We start from the raw sequence: 16,992 nt of genomic DNA, 5'->3' as shown, positions 1-16,992 counted from the left end.
TCACACCTCCTCGTCAGTTTGCGCTTCCAAAAAAGCCCTCCAATTCTCATCAGCAGGATCGAGCCCGACCAACTCTCGGACGATTGCGAGCGCCTCTTTGCGCCGGCCTTCTTCCAACAGGAAGTTGGCATAGCGTTCAAGGAACCCGAAATCCTCTCTCATCCCATCATATGCCTTGGCATAGAATGCGTATGCCTCTTCAAATTGTTCCAGCCGTTCCTGGGCATAAGCCATGAACGCATGCAGGATTGGAATGTCGCCAATTTCCCCGTTCGGATCCGCCAACAAACTTAGCAATTCCTCGTCTTTCTGTCTTTCATTATACAACGAGGCAAGGGTGATGAGCGGCTCGATATACTCGGGATCGAGTGCGAGCGCTTCTTCCAATTGCTGTTCCGCTTCATCCGGAAGGCCTAACTTCAAAGCGGACTTGCCCGCCGCAAGCCGGAGTTCCTTGTCGAAAGGATCCCGCTTGATGCCTTCAAGGAACGACTCATACGCTTTCCGGTCGTCCCCCGCCAAAGCATGCGACTGGCCGAGGAGCATATAGGCGGAGAAGTAGTCCGGATCCATGTCGATCAAATCCGTCAGTAGACGGATCGCCCGTTCCGCCTGGCGTGTCTGGTAATAGGCAAACGCCGCGCCGAATAAAACATCCGGAGTCGCCTGCGATTCCAGCAATTCCTCATAATAGGGGATCGCTTCTTCATAGGCAGCGCCTGCGCTATAGGCTTCAGCGAGCCGGGAGGCGATGCTGACGCCCCCCATGTCATCGGTCTCTTGTAAGAGGTCCAGATAAAAACGGGCCGCTTCCGCATACTTTCCCGCATCCAACAGCAACTCCGCATAAGCAAAACGGATGATGGGCTCATGCGGAACAAGTGAATGGGCTTCTTTGATCTTACCGATTGCCGCTTCCGCCATGCCGGTCATTTGGTAAAAATCCGCAAGCGCAAGCAAGGCCTGGACGTATTCTTCGTCATCAGGTTTCACATCTGACAAGAGAAGAAGGGCCTCATCTTCTTCCCCAAGCTCCAGGAGCGTTCCAGCCCTGTCAATTTTTAATTGGGCCTCATCCGGAAGATGAACCCGTAAGACTCCGTACAGACGATCGGCTTCTTGAATGAAGCCATAGTCACTTAACAAACCGGCGACATCATAGAGCGCATCAAAATCCGTCGACGCTTCCAGCTTGTCGATCGCCCGCTGAAGTGCCTCGAGATCGCCGTCCAATAGATACGTTTCGACTTCCTGTAACTGCCCCATATTTTCACCTGTTCTTTCGCGATATATACACACCGGCCGACTATTATTCAGCGCCTTCGGATCCCGTCAACTTTTCCAGATCTTCGAAAAAGGACGGGTAGGAAATGGCGATGCACGCCGGGTCCTCGATCGTTACGGCGTCGGACGCGGCAAGCGCGGCGATGGCAGCCATCATGCCGAGGCGATGATCCCCGTAAGAGGACAATGTCCCACCGGTAAGAGGGGTCGGCCCTTCGATGATCATGCCGTCTTCCGTCTCCTCAATGGACGCACCCAGCTTCTTCAGCTCCGTCGTGACCGCTTTGATGCGGTCCGTTTCCTTTACGCGCAGCTCCTCCGCGTCTTTGATGACCGTCCTGCCTTCCGCCTGTGTCGCAAGGAGGGCGAGGATCGGCAATTCGTCGATCAGCCTCGGGATCAGGTCACCGCCGATTTCCGTCCCCCGCAAAGTGGCATGGGAAATTTGGACCGTCCCATACGGCTCGCCCTGCTCCCCGTTCTCCTCCATATACTCGATCCGGACTCCCATCGCTTCCAATACGTCGAGGACACCGGTCCGCGTCGGATTCAGCCCGACATCGACAAAGACGACTTCGCTGCCCGGAACCATGGCCGCAGCCACCATGAAAAATGCTGCCGAAGAAATATCGCCCGGCACGAGGACATCCGTACCCGCCAACGACTGGCCGCCTTTCAAAGAAACCGAATTCCCGTCCCGCTGCAAGTCCACACCGAATTGCTGCAGCATGCGCTCCGTATGATCGCGGGAAACCGTCTCTTCTGAAACTGTAACCATTCCTTCCGCTTGTAAACCTGCAAATAGGATAGCAGACTTCACTTGGGCACTGGCCACCGGCATTTGGTAATCAATCGCCCGCAAAGAGGCCTTCCCCTTAATCCGCAGCGGCAGCAGATCGCTGTCAGGCCCTTCCGCCGTTATGGAAGCACCCATCGACGTAAGAGGAACCGTCACCCGTTTCATCGGCCGTTTCGATAAATACTCGTCGCCGGTTAGAACCGATTCGACCGGGGAGCCTGCCAATATGCCGAGCATAAGCCGGGCAGTCGTCCCGGAATTCCCCGCGTACAACGCATCCTCCGGTGTTTTCCATTCCGCCATGCCCGGGCTGTCAATCGACACATCCGTCCCGCTCCGCTCGATCGAGACACCGAGCTGCTTGAATATTTCAAGCGTCCGCAAACAGTCTTCCCCTTCGAGAAAACCGGAAATATTCGTCCTACCCTTCGCGATGGAACCAAGCATGATGGCGCGGTGGGAAATCGACTTGTCCCCCGGCACCCGGAGCTCGCCGTCCAATCGCGGTTTGTGAAACGCTACCGTCCTCTTTTCCACCATGAAGCGATTCCCCCCTTAGATGATTTGCATCGAATAATCCGTTGATTTCGACAAGGCCGCCCTCGCCCGCTTCCGGTCTTCCGCCGTCTGGAAACTGATCACGAGGATACCGTAGACATCCGTCCTCGTTTCCACAATCCGGATATTCGTCAAGCTGATCCGCTCTTCTGCCAAGATTTTCGTGATTTCTGAAACAATCCCAGGAGTGTCCGGAATATCAATATGTAGATCAAACGTCATATAGAGCGCTCCTTGGACCGCTCCTGCACGAGTGGACGGCAATTCATCCCGGAACTTCTTCGCCTCGGCAAAGAAATCATAAATCTGCTCGGGATCATTCGTCTCCAGCATTTCCCGGATGTTGCCCATCTCCTCGATCCAGCCATTCAGCTGGTTCAATAATTCTTCCCGGTTCTGGATGGTAATATCCCGCCACATGACCGGGTCGGCGGAAGCGATCCGCGTCAAATCACGGAAGCCGCCCGCCGCCAGCTTCTTGACGAAAGGCTGCCCTTCCTGCTGATCCGCCAGCCGGCCGACCAAGGAGGAAGCGACGAGATGCGGGAAGTGGCTGACGATGGCCGTCATCCGATCATGATCTTCCGCATCCAGGACGACGATCTTCCCTTTGGTCGGCGACAACAGATCCTTCAGCTTCTCCACTTGGTCCGCGGAAGCCCTATCAGAAGGTGTCAAAATATAATAAGCATTTTCAAATAAATAACCTTTGGCCGCTGAAACGCCGCTCTTGTGGGAACCCGCCATCGGGTGCCCCCCGATGAATGTCCAGCCTTTTTCCTGCAACACTTGGGCCGCTTCCATGATAGGCCGCTTCGTACTTCCGGTGTCCGTCATGATGACGCCCTCTTTCAACTCCCAGCGCTGCACTTCCGACAGAAGGGAAACGGTCGTATTGACCGGCGTCGCGAAGACGATGAAATCCGCTTGCGAACAAGCGGATTCCGCGGATGGAGCAATGGCGTCAATAATGCCTCGGCGGTACGCTTCGTCCGCCGTCGCATACGACCGGTCAAATCCTGTTACGTGGATAGCAGGGTTCCGTTTGATGGCAAGACCGAGTGAACCGCCGATCAAGCCTAGTCCAATGATTGCTACTCTCACTTTACCGGATGCCTGCCTTTTTCGGAAATTAACGCAGACATCGCCTGGAAGAATCCGCTGTTCTGCTCTTCCGAACCGACCGTCACCCGGACATAGCCCGGCGTGCCGAGCGCATTCCCGCTCCGGACGATATAACCGTACTGCAACAGATACTCGGATGCTTCATCCGCGTCTGCCGGCACTTGGATCAGCACGAAATTCGCCTGGGAATCGAAAATGTCCAAATCATTCGCCTCAGCGAATTCTTTGAAACGTTCCCGTTGGACATGGTTCATTTCCCGGCAGTTCGCGATGAATTGCTCGTCTTCCAACGCTTTTTCCACCACGGCAGTACCAAGCGTATTGTTATTGAATGGATTCCGCACTTTGTTCAGCTCTGTGATGATCGCTGGCTGCCCGACCGCATAGCCCACCCGGAATGCCGCCAATCCGTATGCTTTCGAGAACGTACGCAAGATCAGGATATTCGGGAATTTGTCAATCAGTTGGATGGAATCGACATGTGAAGGCTCTGTAATGTATTCAAAATATGCTTCATCCAGCACGACGAGGATATGATCCGGCACTTGTGCCAAGAAGCTTTCCAAAACGCCCGCCGGAATGATATTCCCGGTCGGATTGTTCGGATTGCAGACCCAGATCACTGACGTGTTCTCATCGATCGCTTTCAAAAATCCGTCCAGATCATGCTGCCCTTCGACCAATGGCAACTCCCTCACTTCGGCGCCTTCCACTTTCGCATTGTGGGCGTATTGCGGAAACGTTGGGGTCGCCATGATCGTATTCGTATCCGGTCCAAGCAGGGAACGGGAAATGATGGACACGATTTCATCCGATCCGTTACCGAACAGAAGGAAATCCTCGCCCACTTGATGTTTATTGGCCAATTTAGTACGCAATCCCCCCGCGTGGCCTTCCGGATAAATTTCAGGATGCAGCAGCCCTTCGCGTATGAATTCCTTGACCGAAGGCGCGCAGCCGTATGGATTTTCATTGGAAGCCAATTTATGGACTTCAGTCAATCCATAATCCTGCATCACCTCTTCAATCGATCTGCCTGGTTTGTACGGTCTCATTCCACCGAGTTCCTTTTTCCATTTCATCGTCTTTCCCACCTGTCCATACATTACGTATTATTTTTGTAAATCGGGTCTTAGTTTCACTGCTTCGTTCTGGTATACATGTTCCACATCGTGCTGGGGAATGGTTGAATTCGCGTGCATCAGCACCCGGATGCACAACGGCAATCCGCCGGTCACATCCATCTCGTGGAAGCACATGACCGGTACGTATTTCCATCCCTCGATCGTGCGGACCGCTTTCGCCGGAAATGTTGACTTCACATCAACGGTTGTCGATATCATAACAGAAATGATATCCTCCGGGTTGACATTATTCGCCTTCGCCATTTCAAGCACGAGTGCTTCCGTCGCTTGGAGGACGGCTTGTTCTTCATCTTGCTGGACGGTCGTCGCCCCGCGGAACCCTCTTACTGTCATTGGCTCGGTTCCCCCTCCGTTCTCTCTCTCATTATATCAAACGCATGTTCACATTGTTCTTTTGAGAGCTCCGTGACATACGGTTTTCCCACTTCCGTCAATAAAACAAAATTCAATCGGCCGAATGATGCTTTTTTGTCCTTTTCCATATAGCCGAGGAATTCTCCGAAGGTATGCTCGTGCACCGGCCCGAATGTATAGCCGTTGTCCAGGGCGAATCGGATGAAGCGATCCGTCACGTCTTGGTCGATCGACCCTTCCTGCCCTTCGCTCAAAATCAGGCTGTATGCCATCCCGATCATGACGCACTCCCCATGGCTCAAGCCTCCGAAACCGCAAACCGCTTCAACGGCATGGCCGAACGTATGGCCGAAGTTCAGGAACTTCCGGGTCGAGTGCTCGAATTCATCCTCCGCAACGATTTGCGCTTTGACCTCGATCCCTTTCAAGAGCTCCGTCGCCAGCCAGCCGACCGGCGGTTTTGAAAATGCCGGGTTGGCCAGTAAAGCGTCCGTCCATTCCTCGTCGGAAATGAACGCATGCTTCAGAAGTTCGGCCATGCCGGAGCGGATTTCGCGTGCCGGCAATGTTTCGAAGAGGCCCGTCTGGAAAAGGACCCCGGACGGTTGATGAAAAGAGCCGACCATGTTCTTCCCTTCCGGCATATTGATGGCCGTCTTCCCCCCGACTGCGCTGTCATGGGCGAGGATTGTCGTCGGACATTGGATGTAGCGGATGCCCCGCATGAACGTCCCGGCGACGAACCCGGTCAGGTCGCCGCAAGCCCCTCCGCCGAATGCGATGAGCAGCGAATCCCGCGTGAAATGATGTTGCAGGAGGAAGGCTTGGCACTCGATATAGACAGCCGGGGATTTGCAGTTCTCCCCAGCCGGGACCGTTTTGACAACGATCTCCCTCCCGGTTTCACGCAACGCCTCTTGCAGGAGCGGCAAATGGAGTTCGGCGACGTTCTCATCCGCGATGATGCCGACGCGGTCCGCGCTATCCAATAGAGGCGCATACGCCGTAGCGAATAAAGAATACGCATCCTCTCCGATATGGACATCATATTCATGGTTTTTGATCTCGACAGTCAGTTTCCCCACGGTTTAAAACTCCTTTGCATAGCGTCTATACGCTTCCATATCCTGCTGCAAGGAATCCATCCGATCGGAACGGAACTCGTCCATGATCGCTTTCGCCAGCTCTGTCGCGATGACATGCTCCGCAACGACGGACGCCGCGGGCACTGCACAAGGGTCGGAACGCTCGATTGTCGCGACAAACGGCTCCTTGGAATCTATATCGACGCTTTCCAGCGGTTTGTAAAGGGTCGGGATCGGTTTCATCACCCCGCGGATGACGATCGGCATCCCCGATGTCATGCCGCCTTCCAGGCCGCCGAGACGATTGGATTTCCGATAATAGCCGCGCTCCGCATCCCAGGCGATTTCATCATGGACTTCACTTCCATATTTCTTCGCCATTTCGAAACCGAGGCCGATTTCGACACCTTTGAAGGCGTTGATGCTCATCATGGCGCCTGCCAATTTGCCGTCCAGCTTCCGATCGAATTGGACATGGCTGCCGATTCCCGGGGGGCACCCTTCGATGACCACTTCCACGACGCCGCCAATCGTATCGCCGCGTTCCTTCGCAACGTCGATTGCTTCGACCATCCGTCGGGACGCTTCCGGGTCTGCGCAATAGACCGGATCGCTCTCAACGATCTCCCGGAGCTCTTCCGCCCCTTTCTGCGCGTACGTATCCGGATTGGTCGGGATGCCGCCGATTTCCGTCACATGGGCGACTGTGCGGATTCCCAATTCGCGAAGGAATTGTTTGGCCACTGCCCCGATTGCCACACGCATCGTCGTCTCCCGTGCGGAAGACCGTTCCAGGATATTCCGCAAATCGCGATGGCCGTACTTGATGCCGCCGACCAAGTCCGCATGTCCGGGACGCGGTCTCGTGATTTGTCTCCGGATATCTTCAGGTTTCGTATCCTCGGGAAGCGGTTCGATGCCCATGATCGACGTCCAATGCTTCCAATCGTCATTGACGACCGTCAATGTCACCGGCGAGCCGAGTGTCTTGCCGTGCCGCACGCCGGATGTGATTTCCACTTGGTCTTTCTCGATTTGCATCCGTCTGCCCCGGCCATGGCCGCCTTGCCTTCTTGTCAGTTCTTCATTGATCATCTCGGCAGTCAATTCCATTTGGGCGGGCAGCCCTTCGATGATTGCCGTCAGTTGTGGACCATGTGATTCACCGGCCGTAAAATATCTCATTTCATTTCCTCCTATGGCGCCTTGATAACATCTGTATGAATGCACTTTATCAAACTAAAGGGTCTTTGACCATGGTAAATAGAAAAAAATCCGGAATATCCGGATAATGAAAACATTCTTACAATAGGTCAAATCTTGCGATAGAAGAACGTATCTTCCGATTCGAAACCGTATTTTCCCGGATTGAAAATCTGTTCGGTGCTTCCGACAAAGAGGATGCCACCCGGTTTCAACGAGTTAGCGAAGTTCATGTAAATCTGGTCCTTCGCCTCTTCTGTGAAATAAATCATCACATTCCGGCAGACGATCAAGTCATAACCGGTGTCATATCGATCATCAAGCAAATTATGCTGCTTGAATGTCACGGTGCGTTTCACTTCGTCCTTCACTTGATAGAAGGCGCCCTCATTATTGAAATACTTCGTGATGATCGGGGCGGGGACCTCTTTCAACGACCGTTCCGGATACAGGCCAACCTTCGCTTTCTCCAATACGCCGAGGTCAAGATCGGTCGCGAACACCGAGATATCGCGCAGCGGAACATGAGTGGACAGCACCATGGCGATCGTGTACGGCTCTTCTCCCGTCGAACAGGCAGCGCTCCAGATTTTCAGTCTTTTATTGTTCGCAAGCAGCTTCGGGAAGATTTTCTTTTCCAATACGTCCCAACGCGGCGCATTTCGATAGAATTCCGACACATTGATCGTCATCCTGTCTAAGAATTCATCGAGCATTTCTTCATTATTATGTATAGCGGAGTAATAATCGTTGAAATTCCGATACCCTCTTTTTTCATAAAGGGAAGTCAACCTTCTTTTCATCTGGGCTTCTTTATAAAGCGATAGGTCGATCCCCGTTTTCCGTTTAATGTTTCCGATAAATGTCTCATAATCAGCCAATGTACACCCTCCTGCTCCACCGATCCATTGATCCGCCCAAACAACAGGCACGCTGACCAATACAAACTGCTACACCTTGCAGATGCCTTGCGCTTCTGTCCATTATAACTGATAAATTAAAACTTTTGTATAACAAAAACAGCCACGCGGTGAGCGCATGGCTGCTTTTCGGATCAGTTGATCCAATTGTTCATCGATTTGTCATAAGACACAAGCTCTTCTTCTTTGAAGAAAAGGCCGATTTCACGGACCGCCGATTCAGGGGAGTCGGAACCGTGGATAATGTTCTTGCCGACCGTAACGGCAAAGTCGCCGCGGATTGTGCCAGGTGCAGATTCTTTCGGGTTTGTCGCACCCATCATCAAACGTGCTGTCGAGATGACGTTTTCGCCTTCCCACACCATTGCGAACACGGGGCCAGATGTGATGAACTCAACCAATTCGCCGAAGAATGGACGCTCTTTGTGCTCACCGTAATGTTGCTCCGCAAGCTCTTGGGAGATTTGCATCAATTTACCGCCAACCAATTGGAATCCTTTGCTTTCAAAACGGCTCACGATTTCGCCGATTAGATTACGTTGCACGCCGTCAGGCTTTACCATTAAAAATGTTCTTTCCATTCCATTCACTCCTTGTGATATATGTATCGGAAATTATCCTCATAAATCGTACCATCCGCTACCGGAACTTTCAACTTTTAGTCAATATTTCCGTTTGCCGATAAACGCCGCGATTTGCATGAATGCTTTTTTCGCATCTCCATCCGGGAAAGCTTCAATTTCACCCAGCGCTTTCCGCAAATAAAGGTCGCTCACCTTTTGCGCTCTTTCAATCGCGCCCGAACGTCGGATGAACGCGAGCATTTCACGCCGTCCGCTTTCGGTCAAACTGCCGTCAAACGCCCGTTCCATATACGGCCGGAATCGGACATCGTCTTTGATATACAAAATGGGCAATGTCAAATGGCCATTGAGCAAGTCGCTGCCCGCCGGCTTCCCCAATTCTTTGTCTGTCGACGTGATGTCCAAAATGTCATCGACGATCTGGAAAGCCATGCCCGCATAGTAGCCGAAGCGGCCCAACCGCTTCACGAGGGCGGGTTCTACATTGGAGACGAGGCCTCCCAACGCACAGCTGGACGATAAAAGGAGTGCCGTCTTCCGTTTAATGCGCCGCAAATAATCCCGGATGGACTGATCCACTCTTTGCTGATATTCGATTTGGATGATTTCCCCTTTGCATATTTCCAGCATCGTATCGGCCAGAAGCTGATGGACGGCTTGGACTTCGATTTCTCCGATTGACGTGAGCGCCCGGGAAAAGATGAAGTCGCCCGTGTACATCGCCACCCGGTTATCCCATCTCGCTTTCACCGTCTCCATCCCTCGCCGCATATCCGAATCATCGATCACATCGTCATGCACGAGAGAGGCCATATGAATGAGCTCCAATGAAACGGCCACCTTCGCCATCTCTTGCATGGAATAGTCTCCGAATTTAGATGCCAGGATGACGAAGATCGGCCGGATCCGCTTGCCGCCCGCTCGCAGCAGATGCAAAGAAGCTTGTTCAATGACAGGGGAAGAAGAGTGGACCGAGCGCTCCAATTCCTTCTCAACATACGTGAGGTCTTTTCGGAAGTTGGTATACAGCGACATCAACTTCATTTTTTCCAAAATGATCCACTTCCCTCAGGGTAATTATTGTTTGTATCCGATATGTCCTGCCGCAGCGCCGCCACTGTATGATTTATAGGAGACGCCCTCGAAGCCGACATCCACAAATAATTGGGCCAGCTGCTTCATGCCCGGGAAATCGTTTGCCGATTCCTGCAGCCAAGAATATTCCTTGTAGCTTTTGGCAAACACTTTTCCGAGCACCGGCATGATGAACCGGAAGTAGAACCGGAACAGTTGGCGATAGCCCGGCGCCTCGGGCTGGGAAGTTTCCAGGCAGGCGATCATCCCGCCCGGTTTCAGCACACGGTGCATCTCAGATAGGACAGTGGCATAATCCGGTACGTTGCGCAAACCGAAACCGATCGTCACATAATCGAACGAATCATCTGCAAAGGGCAATGACATCGCGTTGCCTTGCTGAAGCGTAATATTCGGGCGGTCCACCACTTTCGGCCGGGCGGCTTCCAACATGCCCTCGCTGAAATCAAGACCGACCACTTTCCCCTCCGGCCCTGCCGCATCCGAAATGGCAATTGTCCAGTCCGCCGTTCCACAACAAACATCAAGCGCATGGGCCCCTTTCGGAATCGCCATCCGCTTCATGATATCCTCTCGCCATTTCTTATGTTGGTTAAAACTGATGACTGAATTCATCTTGTCGTAATCGCCGGAAATTTTCTCAAATACTTTATGTACTTTCTGTTCTTTAGAACTCGTCAAAGGATTTACCTCTTTTCTTTCAATGGTGGCTGGAAAACGGGTAAAACGGCTCGGACCGCGGCAGGCATGCGGAAAATCCGAAGTCAGATCAACTTGCCTGTCAGGGGTGCAACAATACGCTGCATTTCATCCCGCAAAAACGGGGCAAGGAAATCGGCCGCTTCCACCACTTCCTGCAACTGGCGAGTCAGAAGGGCGACGAGACGCCGATGACTTTCGATATCCAATGTACCTCCGGATCGGCTATCCACAAAGAATCCATCTTCTTTTTCCATAGCAATCAAACGAAGCAGAGGCAGCGCACAGCTGGCAAACGGAGCATATCGGGAAAAACCGGATAAGTTCAGGAAATCCAATATGCAGCCCGCCTCGATCAGCCGAAATGCGAGGAGGAGCTCCTCAACGGAATCGGGCATTTGTTCATGGCAGATCGTCTTCATCTCATTTATATGGCCGATCGTCCGGGAGACGGACCGGATCAGGCCGAAATCCGGGAGAGAGGCGAGAAGTTTGTAATGGATCCCGCTGAAATGGTCCCCTGCCAAGACAGTCAATTGCTGCTCTTTCGTCGAGACGGACCGGGCGGAAATCGAATCATGCGCTTCAAACGCCGCGTGGACTGCCCCCACGGCGATGGCAGCCGTATTCAAGCCGGACGTCCACCTCTCTCCATTCAACAATGGCAACAAAAGAAAAAACGCCTTGTCCGAATCGATTTCCGCAGTTCCGATATCCCGTTCGACAATCGGTTCCCGGATGGCGCGTTCCACCTCAAGTATGTAATTTTCGATTTGCCATTTCATTTTTTGTCTTTCCATCATCGGATCTCCAATCAAAGGCGCCCCTCGACATGAATGTCAAGCGGCCGTTATTCCTTGCCTTCACTTCTCACCACTCCGTAAGCTGTGTGGATTTCAGCATCTCCGCGGATTTTCATCGCCGAAGTATGTTCCGTGAATTGGGCAATCATCACTTCACCGCGGTCCAGCTTTTCCGTGTGGTGAAACTTCGTATTGTTTCCTCTCGTCAGTCCGATGACATTGACACCGTCTTCTTTCGCTTTAATGACGACATATTCGGGCTGTGTCATGATCCCCTCTCCCATCTGTCAATAGTTGTCCCCATCATACCATAGAAGAGGAGACTGCCGCAAAGCACTCAGGACATCCGGATGAGGGAAAGAATTTCGGCACGTTTCACCTCATCATGTTCGTACACCCCGCGGGCAACCGTTGTCACTGTCTTGGAGCCGGGCTTTTTAATTCCCCGCATCGTCATGCACATATGCTCCGCTTCGATGACGACATAAACCCCATACGGATTGAGCATATCCATCATCGCATCGGCAACCGTCGACGTGATCCGCTCCTGCAATTGTGGACGTTTCGCCGTCGTTTCGACAGCCCTTGCCAATTTGCTGAGACCTGCGACGACTCCGTCACGTGGGATGTATGCGACATGGGCGAGTCCGAAAAAGGGGACGAGATGATGTTCGCACATCGAGTGGAACGGTATATCTTTCACGAGGACGACCTCGTCATGATTTTCATGGAATACGGTTTTGAAATATTCTTTCGGGTCTTTCCCCATGCCTTCGAACACTTCGGCATACATTTTGGCAACCCGCTTCGGCGTCTCCAACAATCCTTCCCGGTCCGGGTCTTCCCCGATCGCCTCCAGGATCATTTTGACCGCCACTTCGATTTTTTGTTGATCGAACTCTTGCATTTAGTAAGAAACCTCCTCAATCGGAATGTACTGATAGCTAACCGGAGGGGATTTCTTCCCGCATGGTTATCTTCCCGGCGCAGGCCTGTCCGGGCAGTGGTGCCCGTTACTTTGCCGCTTGGGAAGCTAGTACAACAAAAATAGTAGCATACTCCCGCATATCCGTACAGTTTACAAACTTTTTTCCGGACTAAGGCAACTGGATGAGGCAACATCAGTGCTGGAAAGCTCGCGTAGCGGCTGATAACTTCGCGCAACCGCTGATAACGCCCGCGACAACCGCTGCTCAGCCACGATTCCGCCGATACCCCTCTGCAAAATCAAAGCCAGCCCTCCCAACCCACTGAAAAGGAGCCCATCCGATCAGACCGCTGAAGCAGCGGTGACGGATGGACTCCTATGTAGGATTTCCAATTATTTCACAGCGTCCTTAAGCGCTTTCCCCGCTTTGAAAGCAGGAACTTTGCTTGCTGCGATATCGATTTCTTCCCCGGATTGCGGGTTGCGTCCTTTACGAGCTGCACGCTCACGAACTTCGAAGTTTCCGAAACCGATCAGTTGCACTTTATCTCCCTTTGCAAGAGTCGCCTGGATCGTATCGAATACAGCCTCAACAGCTTTTGTTGCGTCCTTCTTCGTAAGACCTGCCGTTTCGGCTACAGAGTTAATCAATTCTGTTTTATTCACACCATTCACCTCCTCTCAAAAGGGGATGTCACCGCTAATAACACTGTAAAAAGAGTATCATACCCACATCTGCGACGCAAGAATATTATCGAGTTTTCCCCATAATGACGCAGTTTCTGCATAAAAAACGAAAAAAGATCCGTTTTTCACGGATCTTTTAGGCTCAAACGATGAATGTGACCATGCCCTTGTTCCCATCATTGACCATTTGTTCAATCGTTTCGCGCAACCGGTTTCTGGCGCGGGACGGCACAGAGTTCGTTTTGAAGCGGATGCTTTCCTTCATCACTTCATGGAGCGGCGTGCCGAACAGCGACGTTTGCCACAAGGCATCCCGGTCATGCAGGTACGCATGTTTCAATTCCTTCAGCAAATGGTGGCTATGGAATTCCGAACCGATGAGCGGCGAGAATTCCGCCTCCATATCCACCCGGATGACATGGAGCGATGGAGCCGTCGCTTTCATCCGAACCCCGAAGAAGTCGTTCTGTTTGATCAGCTCAGGCGGAGATGGGTTGAAATCATGCAGCGACGGCAAGGCGATTCCGTAGCCGTCTTGCTTCGCCTTTTCAATCGCTTCCGAATACAGATTATACGATTTCTTCGCTTTAGCCGCCTCTTTCACAAAGAGGAGCCAATCTTTTTTCGTGCCGATCTCCTGCTCCATGATATCTTCGCACACTTGCCGGAACGCCCCCTCGTCAATTTCAATTCGGACGGTGGCTTTCCCTTTTCCTGCATCGACTTCGACGACTTCGGAAAACTTCACATGCTCTTGATCCCGTAGGCTTTCCGCGATTTCCTGCACTTTGCGGATCTTCGAAACTCCGAGGAATCCTTCATTGATCACATTGTCGATGGAGGCGTTCAGCTCATGTTCGCTGCCGAGCACGTCCATCCAGTCCGGCTTTTGCAATTCGATGTCCGAAATCGGAAACTCGTAGAGCGCTTCTTTCAGGATCAATTGAATCTCCTGGGCGTTCAATTGGTCCGCACTGATGGCGATGACCGGCACCCCATGGGTCTCATGCAGCTGCTGCTTCAGCAAGACCGTCCGTTCATGCGCAGGCATTTTGGAATTCAACACGATGACGAACGGCTTCCCGATCTCTTTCAGCTTACCGACGATTTCCGTTTCCGCCACTTCCGCCGCCTCACGCGGAATATTGTTCACCGTCCCGTCCGTCGTCACAAGGATGCCGATTGTGGAATGGTCACGGATCACTTTATCCGTCCCGATGCGCGCCGCCTCTTCAAACGGGACGGGTTCATTATGCCATGGGGTATGGACGTATTTCGGACCGTCCTCATCCTCATATCCTTTCACACCGTCGATCACATAGCCGACGCAGTCCGCCAGCCGGATCTGGAACTTCAAATCCCCTTCCCCCACCGAGACCGATGTCCCTTGTGCCGGAACGAATTTCGGTTCCGACGTCATAATGACAGGCCCCGGCGAGCTTTGCGGAAGTTCGTCTTGCGCCCGGATTCGGTCGGACTGCTCTGTCATATTCGGAATGACCACTTCTTCCATGACCCGTTTCACGAATGTCGATTTGCCTACCCGGACCGGGCCGACAACACCGATATAAATATCACCGTCTGTGCGTCTAGCCAAGCTCTCATACAATTCTTCTTTCATCCCATCGTCCTCCTTTTCTGCGCATAGTAGTTTATGAAAGTAAAAAACGTTTCATGCATAAGACACGAAACGTTTTTCTAAAAGCCGCCTATTTCAGGAAGACGGGCTCATTATCGCTATTCACAGTGTATGGCAAGGAGTAAGCCGGCAGTACCGGGTATTCATCCGCTAATATGCGACGGATATCTTCCCCTTCTTGGACATCCGGGTTTTCATTTTGCAAAATCCGATGTAAATCGATGGAGTAGTCCACATAGAATTCCCCGTCGCCCCCGATGACGATCGGCAGTTGGGCATCGGAGTACGGACTCGGTACCGTCAACGGCTCTTTGAAGCCCATTTTTTTATAATCAACCGCGTAAACATGATCCCCGACCGCTTCCTTGAAAGGGACGGAGTTATTGATATTCTGGCGCAGCTTCAGTTCCCGGATGCGTTCCGCGGAGCGAAGGTCGACCAGTTTCACAACCGGGTCGGTTTCTACGTCCATCAGCACATATTGATAGATGCCGCCGTTCTCATAGGCATTGGATGGAATCTTTTCCATATAGGCCGGGACGATTTTGGAGAATTCCACCGGATATTTGATATACGGATCGGTTTCCTGATCGCGGGTCTTGATCGGCAAAAGACCACCCGAATTCTTCTGATATGTATCGACGGCCTGCTGGACACTTTGCAATTGATCTTCATAGGCAATTTCGCGGGTCGCCTTGTCATCGCCGGGATACATGCAGCCTGTCAACGTCATCAAGGAGGCAACCAAAAGGAAGATGCTCGCCCATTTCTTAATATATGTCATTACGCCCCTCCTGTAGGACCATTAAATACGAGATAGACCATGGCAAAAAACGAAATGATCAGAAGGGAATAGGCCACGAGGGCAAAGATCGCTTTTAGAAATCGGTTGTTCAATTTGTGGCGGCTCGCGTAAATCAGACCCATGGAGATCGCCATGAATCCCATCGCGTAAAATGACAGCCACATCTTATCCATTGCTGTCAAGAGTTGTCATCCTTTCATCATCATACATCAACGGTTGCCGAAAAGATCTTCGACTTCCTGTTTTTTCATTCGTTTCATCAATTGATCGACCGCTTCCTTTGGGGGCACGTCTTCGAACAGAACGGTATAGAGGGCTTCGGACAGCGGCATCGGTACATCATAGCGGATGGCCAGCTGATGGACCGCTTTTGCAGTGCGGACCCCTTCGATGATCATGCCCATGCCGGCAATGACCTCGTCCAAGCTATTTCCTTGTCCAAGCATGTTCCCCGCTTTCCAGTTCCGCGAATGGACGCTCGTACATGTGACGATCAAGTCCCCGAGCCCTGTCAATCCGGAGAAAGTGAGCGGATTCGCCCCCATTTTCACACCGAGACGGGTAATTTCGGCCAACCCTCTCGTAATAAGGGCCGCCTTCGCGTTATCGCCGTACCCGAGCCCGTCCGACACACCGGCCGCGAGCGCGATGACGTTTTTCAGCGCCGCCCCGATTTCCACCCCGATGAGGTCGTTATTCGTGTAGACGCGGAAATACGGGTTCATGAACAGATCCTGCACCTGCTCCGCCGCTTCCATGTCGATGGAGGCAGCTGTCACCGTCGTCGGATGGCGCAACACGACCTCCTCGGCATGGCTCGGCCCTGACAGTGCGACGACCGCCGTCCGTTTTGCGGCATCGACCTCTTCTTCGATCATCTCGGAAATCCGCTTCAACGAATCCGGTTCGATCCCTTTCGACACATGGACAATCAATTTAGGCCCGGCCGCCATCCTGTTCAGCTCAGCACAGACTTCGCGCATCGCTTTCGTCGGGACAGCGAGGACGATCGTATCTCCATGATTCACGGCTTCCTGCAAATCGGAAGTCGCCTGCAATGCGGCAGGCAGTTGAATGCCCGGCAAATAGGCTCCGTTCGAATGCCGGGCATTGATTTCATCGGTTTGTTCGGGACGTCTCGCCCAAATGAGACAGTCATGTCCGTTTTCGGCCAAGACGAAGGCGATGGCAGTTCCCCAGCTGCCTGCTCCGAGTACAGCAACTTTTTTCATCGTCAACCCTTCCTTCCTAATACAAAAGCACAGGGCTAGCGCCCGAG

General features: G+C 52.5%; 19 protein-coding genes. All 19 read right to left on the bottom strand.

Annotated elements, in window-relative coordinates:
* Entirely contained in the window at positions 1 to 1,266 is a 1,266-nt protein-coding gene (locus OXB_RS11865) for a tetratricopeptide repeat protein (protein ID WP_041074528.1), read from the bottom strand.
* A gap of 43 nt (positions 1,267 to 1,309) precedes the next feature.
* Positions 1,310 to 2,620 (bottom strand): 3-phosphoshikimate 1-carboxyvinyltransferase, encoded by a 1,311-nt coding sequence (gene aroA, locus OXB_RS11860; protein WP_041076693.1) that lies wholly within the window; start codon positions 2,618 to 2,620, stop codon positions 1,310 to 1,312.
* A gap of 18 nt (positions 2,621 to 2,638) precedes the next feature.
* A complete protein-coding gene (locus OXB_RS11855) occupies positions 2,639 to 3,745 on the bottom strand; it encodes a prephenate dehydrogenase (RefSeq protein ID WP_041074526.1) in 1,107 nt (368 codons plus the stop codon).
* Positions 3,742 to 4,848: a histidinol-phosphate transaminase gene (gene hisC, locus OXB_RS11850; RefSeq protein WP_041074524.1), complete on the bottom strand. Its 1,107-nt coding sequence runs from the start codon at positions 4,846 to 4,848 to the stop codon at positions 3,742 to 3,744. Before hisC ends, OXB_RS11855 begins: the two co-directional genes overlap by 4 nt.
* A gap of 30 nt (positions 4,849 to 4,878) precedes the next feature.
* Positions 4,879 to 5,244, bottom strand: a complete 366-nt coding sequence (gene aroH, locus OXB_RS11845) for a chorismate mutase (RefSeq protein ID WP_041074522.1) — start codon at positions 5,242 to 5,244, stop codon at positions 4,879 to 4,881.
* Positions 5,241 to 6,350 (bottom strand): 3-dehydroquinate synthase, encoded by a 1,110-nt coding sequence (gene aroB / locus OXB_RS11840; protein ID WP_041074520.1) that lies wholly within the window; start codon positions 6,348 to 6,350, stop codon positions 5,241 to 5,243. Before aroB ends, aroH begins: the two co-directional genes overlap by 4 nt.
* A 3-nt stretch (positions 6,351 to 6,353) precedes the next feature.
* Entirely contained in the window at positions 6,354 to 7,535 is a 1,182-nt protein-coding gene (gene aroC, locus OXB_RS11835) for a chorismate synthase (RefSeq protein WP_041074518.1), read from the bottom strand.
* Positions 7,536 to 7,663: 128 nt separating this feature from the next.
* Positions 7,664 to 8,434, bottom strand: a complete 771-nt coding sequence (locus tag OXB_RS11830; protein ID WP_041074516.1) for a CheR family methyltransferase — start codon at positions 8,432 to 8,434, stop codon at positions 7,664 to 7,666.
* Positions 8,435 to 8,607: 173 nt separating this feature from the next.
* Positions 8,608 to 9,054, bottom strand: a complete 447-nt coding sequence (gene ndk, locus OXB_RS11825; RefSeq protein WP_041074514.1) for a nucleoside-diphosphate kinase — start codon at positions 9,052 to 9,054, stop codon at positions 8,608 to 8,610.
* A gap of 81 nt (positions 9,055 to 9,135) precedes the next feature.
* Positions 9,136 to 10,110 (bottom strand): polyprenyl synthetase family protein, encoded by a 975-nt coding sequence (locus OXB_RS11820; RefSeq protein WP_041074512.1) that lies wholly within the window; start codon positions 10,108 to 10,110, stop codon positions 9,136 to 9,138.
* Between the two features lie 24 nt (positions 10,111 to 10,134).
* The gene (locus OXB_RS11815; protein WP_041074511.1) at positions 10,135 to 10,833 is read right to left on the bottom strand and encodes a demethylmenaquinone methyltransferase; all 699 of its coding nucleotides are present in this window, start codon (positions 10,831 to 10,833) and stop codon (positions 10,135 to 10,137) included.
* Between the two features lie 83 nt (positions 10,834 to 10,916).
* Positions 10,917 to 11,651 (bottom strand): heptaprenyl diphosphate synthase component 1, encoded by a 735-nt coding sequence (locus OXB_RS17995; RefSeq protein WP_052483999.1) that lies wholly within the window; start codon positions 11,649 to 11,651, stop codon positions 10,917 to 10,919.
* A 50-nt stretch (positions 11,652 to 11,701) separates the two neighbouring features.
* Positions 11,702 to 11,923: a trp RNA-binding attenuation protein MtrB gene (gene mtrB, locus OXB_RS11805; RefSeq protein ID WP_041074510.1), complete on the bottom strand. Its 222-nt coding sequence runs from the start codon at positions 11,921 to 11,923 to the stop codon at positions 11,702 to 11,704.
* A 68-nt stretch (positions 11,924 to 11,991) separates the two neighbouring features.
* Positions 11,992 to 12,561, bottom strand: a complete 570-nt coding sequence (gene folE, locus OXB_RS11800) for a GTP cyclohydrolase I FolE (RefSeq protein WP_041074509.1) — start codon at positions 12,559 to 12,561, stop codon at positions 11,992 to 11,994.
* 414 nt (positions 12,562 to 12,975) lie between these two features.
* Positions 12,976 to 13,248 carry an HU family DNA-binding protein gene (locus OXB_RS11795; RefSeq protein WP_041074507.1) on the bottom strand — a complete coding sequence of 91 codons (273 nt, stop codon included), beginning with the start codon at positions 13,246 to 13,248 and terminating at the stop codon, positions 12,976 to 12,978.
* Positions 13,249 to 13,411: 163 nt separating this feature from the next.
* Positions 13,412 to 14,890, bottom strand: a complete 1,479-nt coding sequence (spoIVA, locus tag OXB_RS11790; protein ID WP_041074506.1) for a stage IV sporulation protein A — start codon at positions 14,888 to 14,890, stop codon at positions 13,412 to 13,414.
* A gap of 88 nt (positions 14,891 to 14,978) precedes the next feature.
* Positions 14,979 to 15,692, bottom strand: a complete 714-nt coding sequence (locus OXB_RS11785; RefSeq protein WP_041074505.1) for a hypothetical protein — start codon at positions 15,690 to 15,692, stop codon at positions 14,979 to 14,981.
* Positions 15,692 to 15,886: a DUF2768 domain-containing protein gene (locus tag OXB_RS11780; RefSeq protein WP_231860408.1), complete on the bottom strand. Its 195-nt coding sequence runs from the start codon at positions 15,884 to 15,886 to the stop codon at positions 15,692 to 15,694. Before OXB_RS11780 ends, OXB_RS11785 begins: the two co-directional genes overlap by 1 nt.
* A 36-nt stretch (positions 15,887 to 15,922) precedes the next feature.
* Positions 15,923 to 16,945 (bottom strand): NAD(P)H-dependent glycerol-3-phosphate dehydrogenase, encoded by a 1,023-nt coding sequence (locus OXB_RS11775; protein WP_041074503.1) that lies wholly within the window; start codon positions 16,943 to 16,945, stop codon positions 15,923 to 15,925.
* Positions 16,946 to 16,992 lie beyond the last annotated feature (47 nt).

This window comes from Bacillus sp. OxB-1 (genome assembly GCF_000829195.1).
In the GTDB taxonomy this organism is placed as follows: domain Bacteria; phylum Bacillota; class Bacilli; order Bacillales_A; family Planococcaceae; genus Sporosarcina.
This window is presented reverse-complemented; position numbering and strand designations above follow the sequence as displayed.

Coding starts and splice junctions, on each gene's coding strand:
- OXB_RS11780 (WP_231860408.1), bottom strand. CDS start 15,886: ATGGATAAGATGTGGCTGTCATTTTACGCGATGGGATTCATGGCGATC.
- ndk (WP_041074514.1), bottom strand. CDS start 9,054: ATGGAAAGAACATTTTTAATGGTAAAGCCTGACGGCGTGCAACGTAAT.
- OXB_RS17995 (WP_052483999.1), bottom strand. CDS start 11,651: ATGGAAAGACAAAAAATGAAATGGCAAATCGAAAATTACATACTTGAG.
- aroC (WP_041074518.1), bottom strand. CDS start 7,535: ATGAGATATTTTACGGCCGGTGAATCACATGGTCCACAACTGACGGCA.
- folE (WP_041074509.1), bottom strand. CDS start 12,561: ATGCAAGAGTTCGATCAACAAAAAATCGAAGTGGCGGTCAAAATGATC.
- hisC (WP_041074524.1), bottom strand. CDS start 4,848: ATGAAATGGAAAAAGGAACTCGGTGGAATGAGACCGTACAAACCAGGC.
- aroH (WP_041074522.1), bottom strand. CDS start 5,244: ATGACAGTAAGAGGGTTCCGCGGGGCGACGACCGTCCAGCAAGATGAA.
- OXB_RS11785 (WP_041074505.1), bottom strand. CDS start 15,692: ATGACATATATTAAGAAATGGGCGAGCATCTTCCTTTTGGTTGCCTCC.
- OXB_RS11865 (WP_041074528.1), bottom strand. CDS start 1,266: ATGGGGCAGTTACAGGAAGTCGAAACGTATCTATTGGACGGCGATCTC.
- spoIVA (WP_041074506.1), bottom strand. CDS start 14,890: ATGAAAGAAGAATTGTATGAGAGCTTGGCTAGACGCACAGACGGTGAT.
- OXB_RS11775 (WP_041074503.1), bottom strand. CDS start 16,945: ATGAAAAAAGTTGCTGTACTCGGAGCAGGCAGCTGGGGAACTGCCATC.
- mtrB (WP_041074510.1), bottom strand. CDS start 11,923: ATGACACAGCCCGAATATGTCGTCATTAAAGCGAAAGAAGACGGTGTC.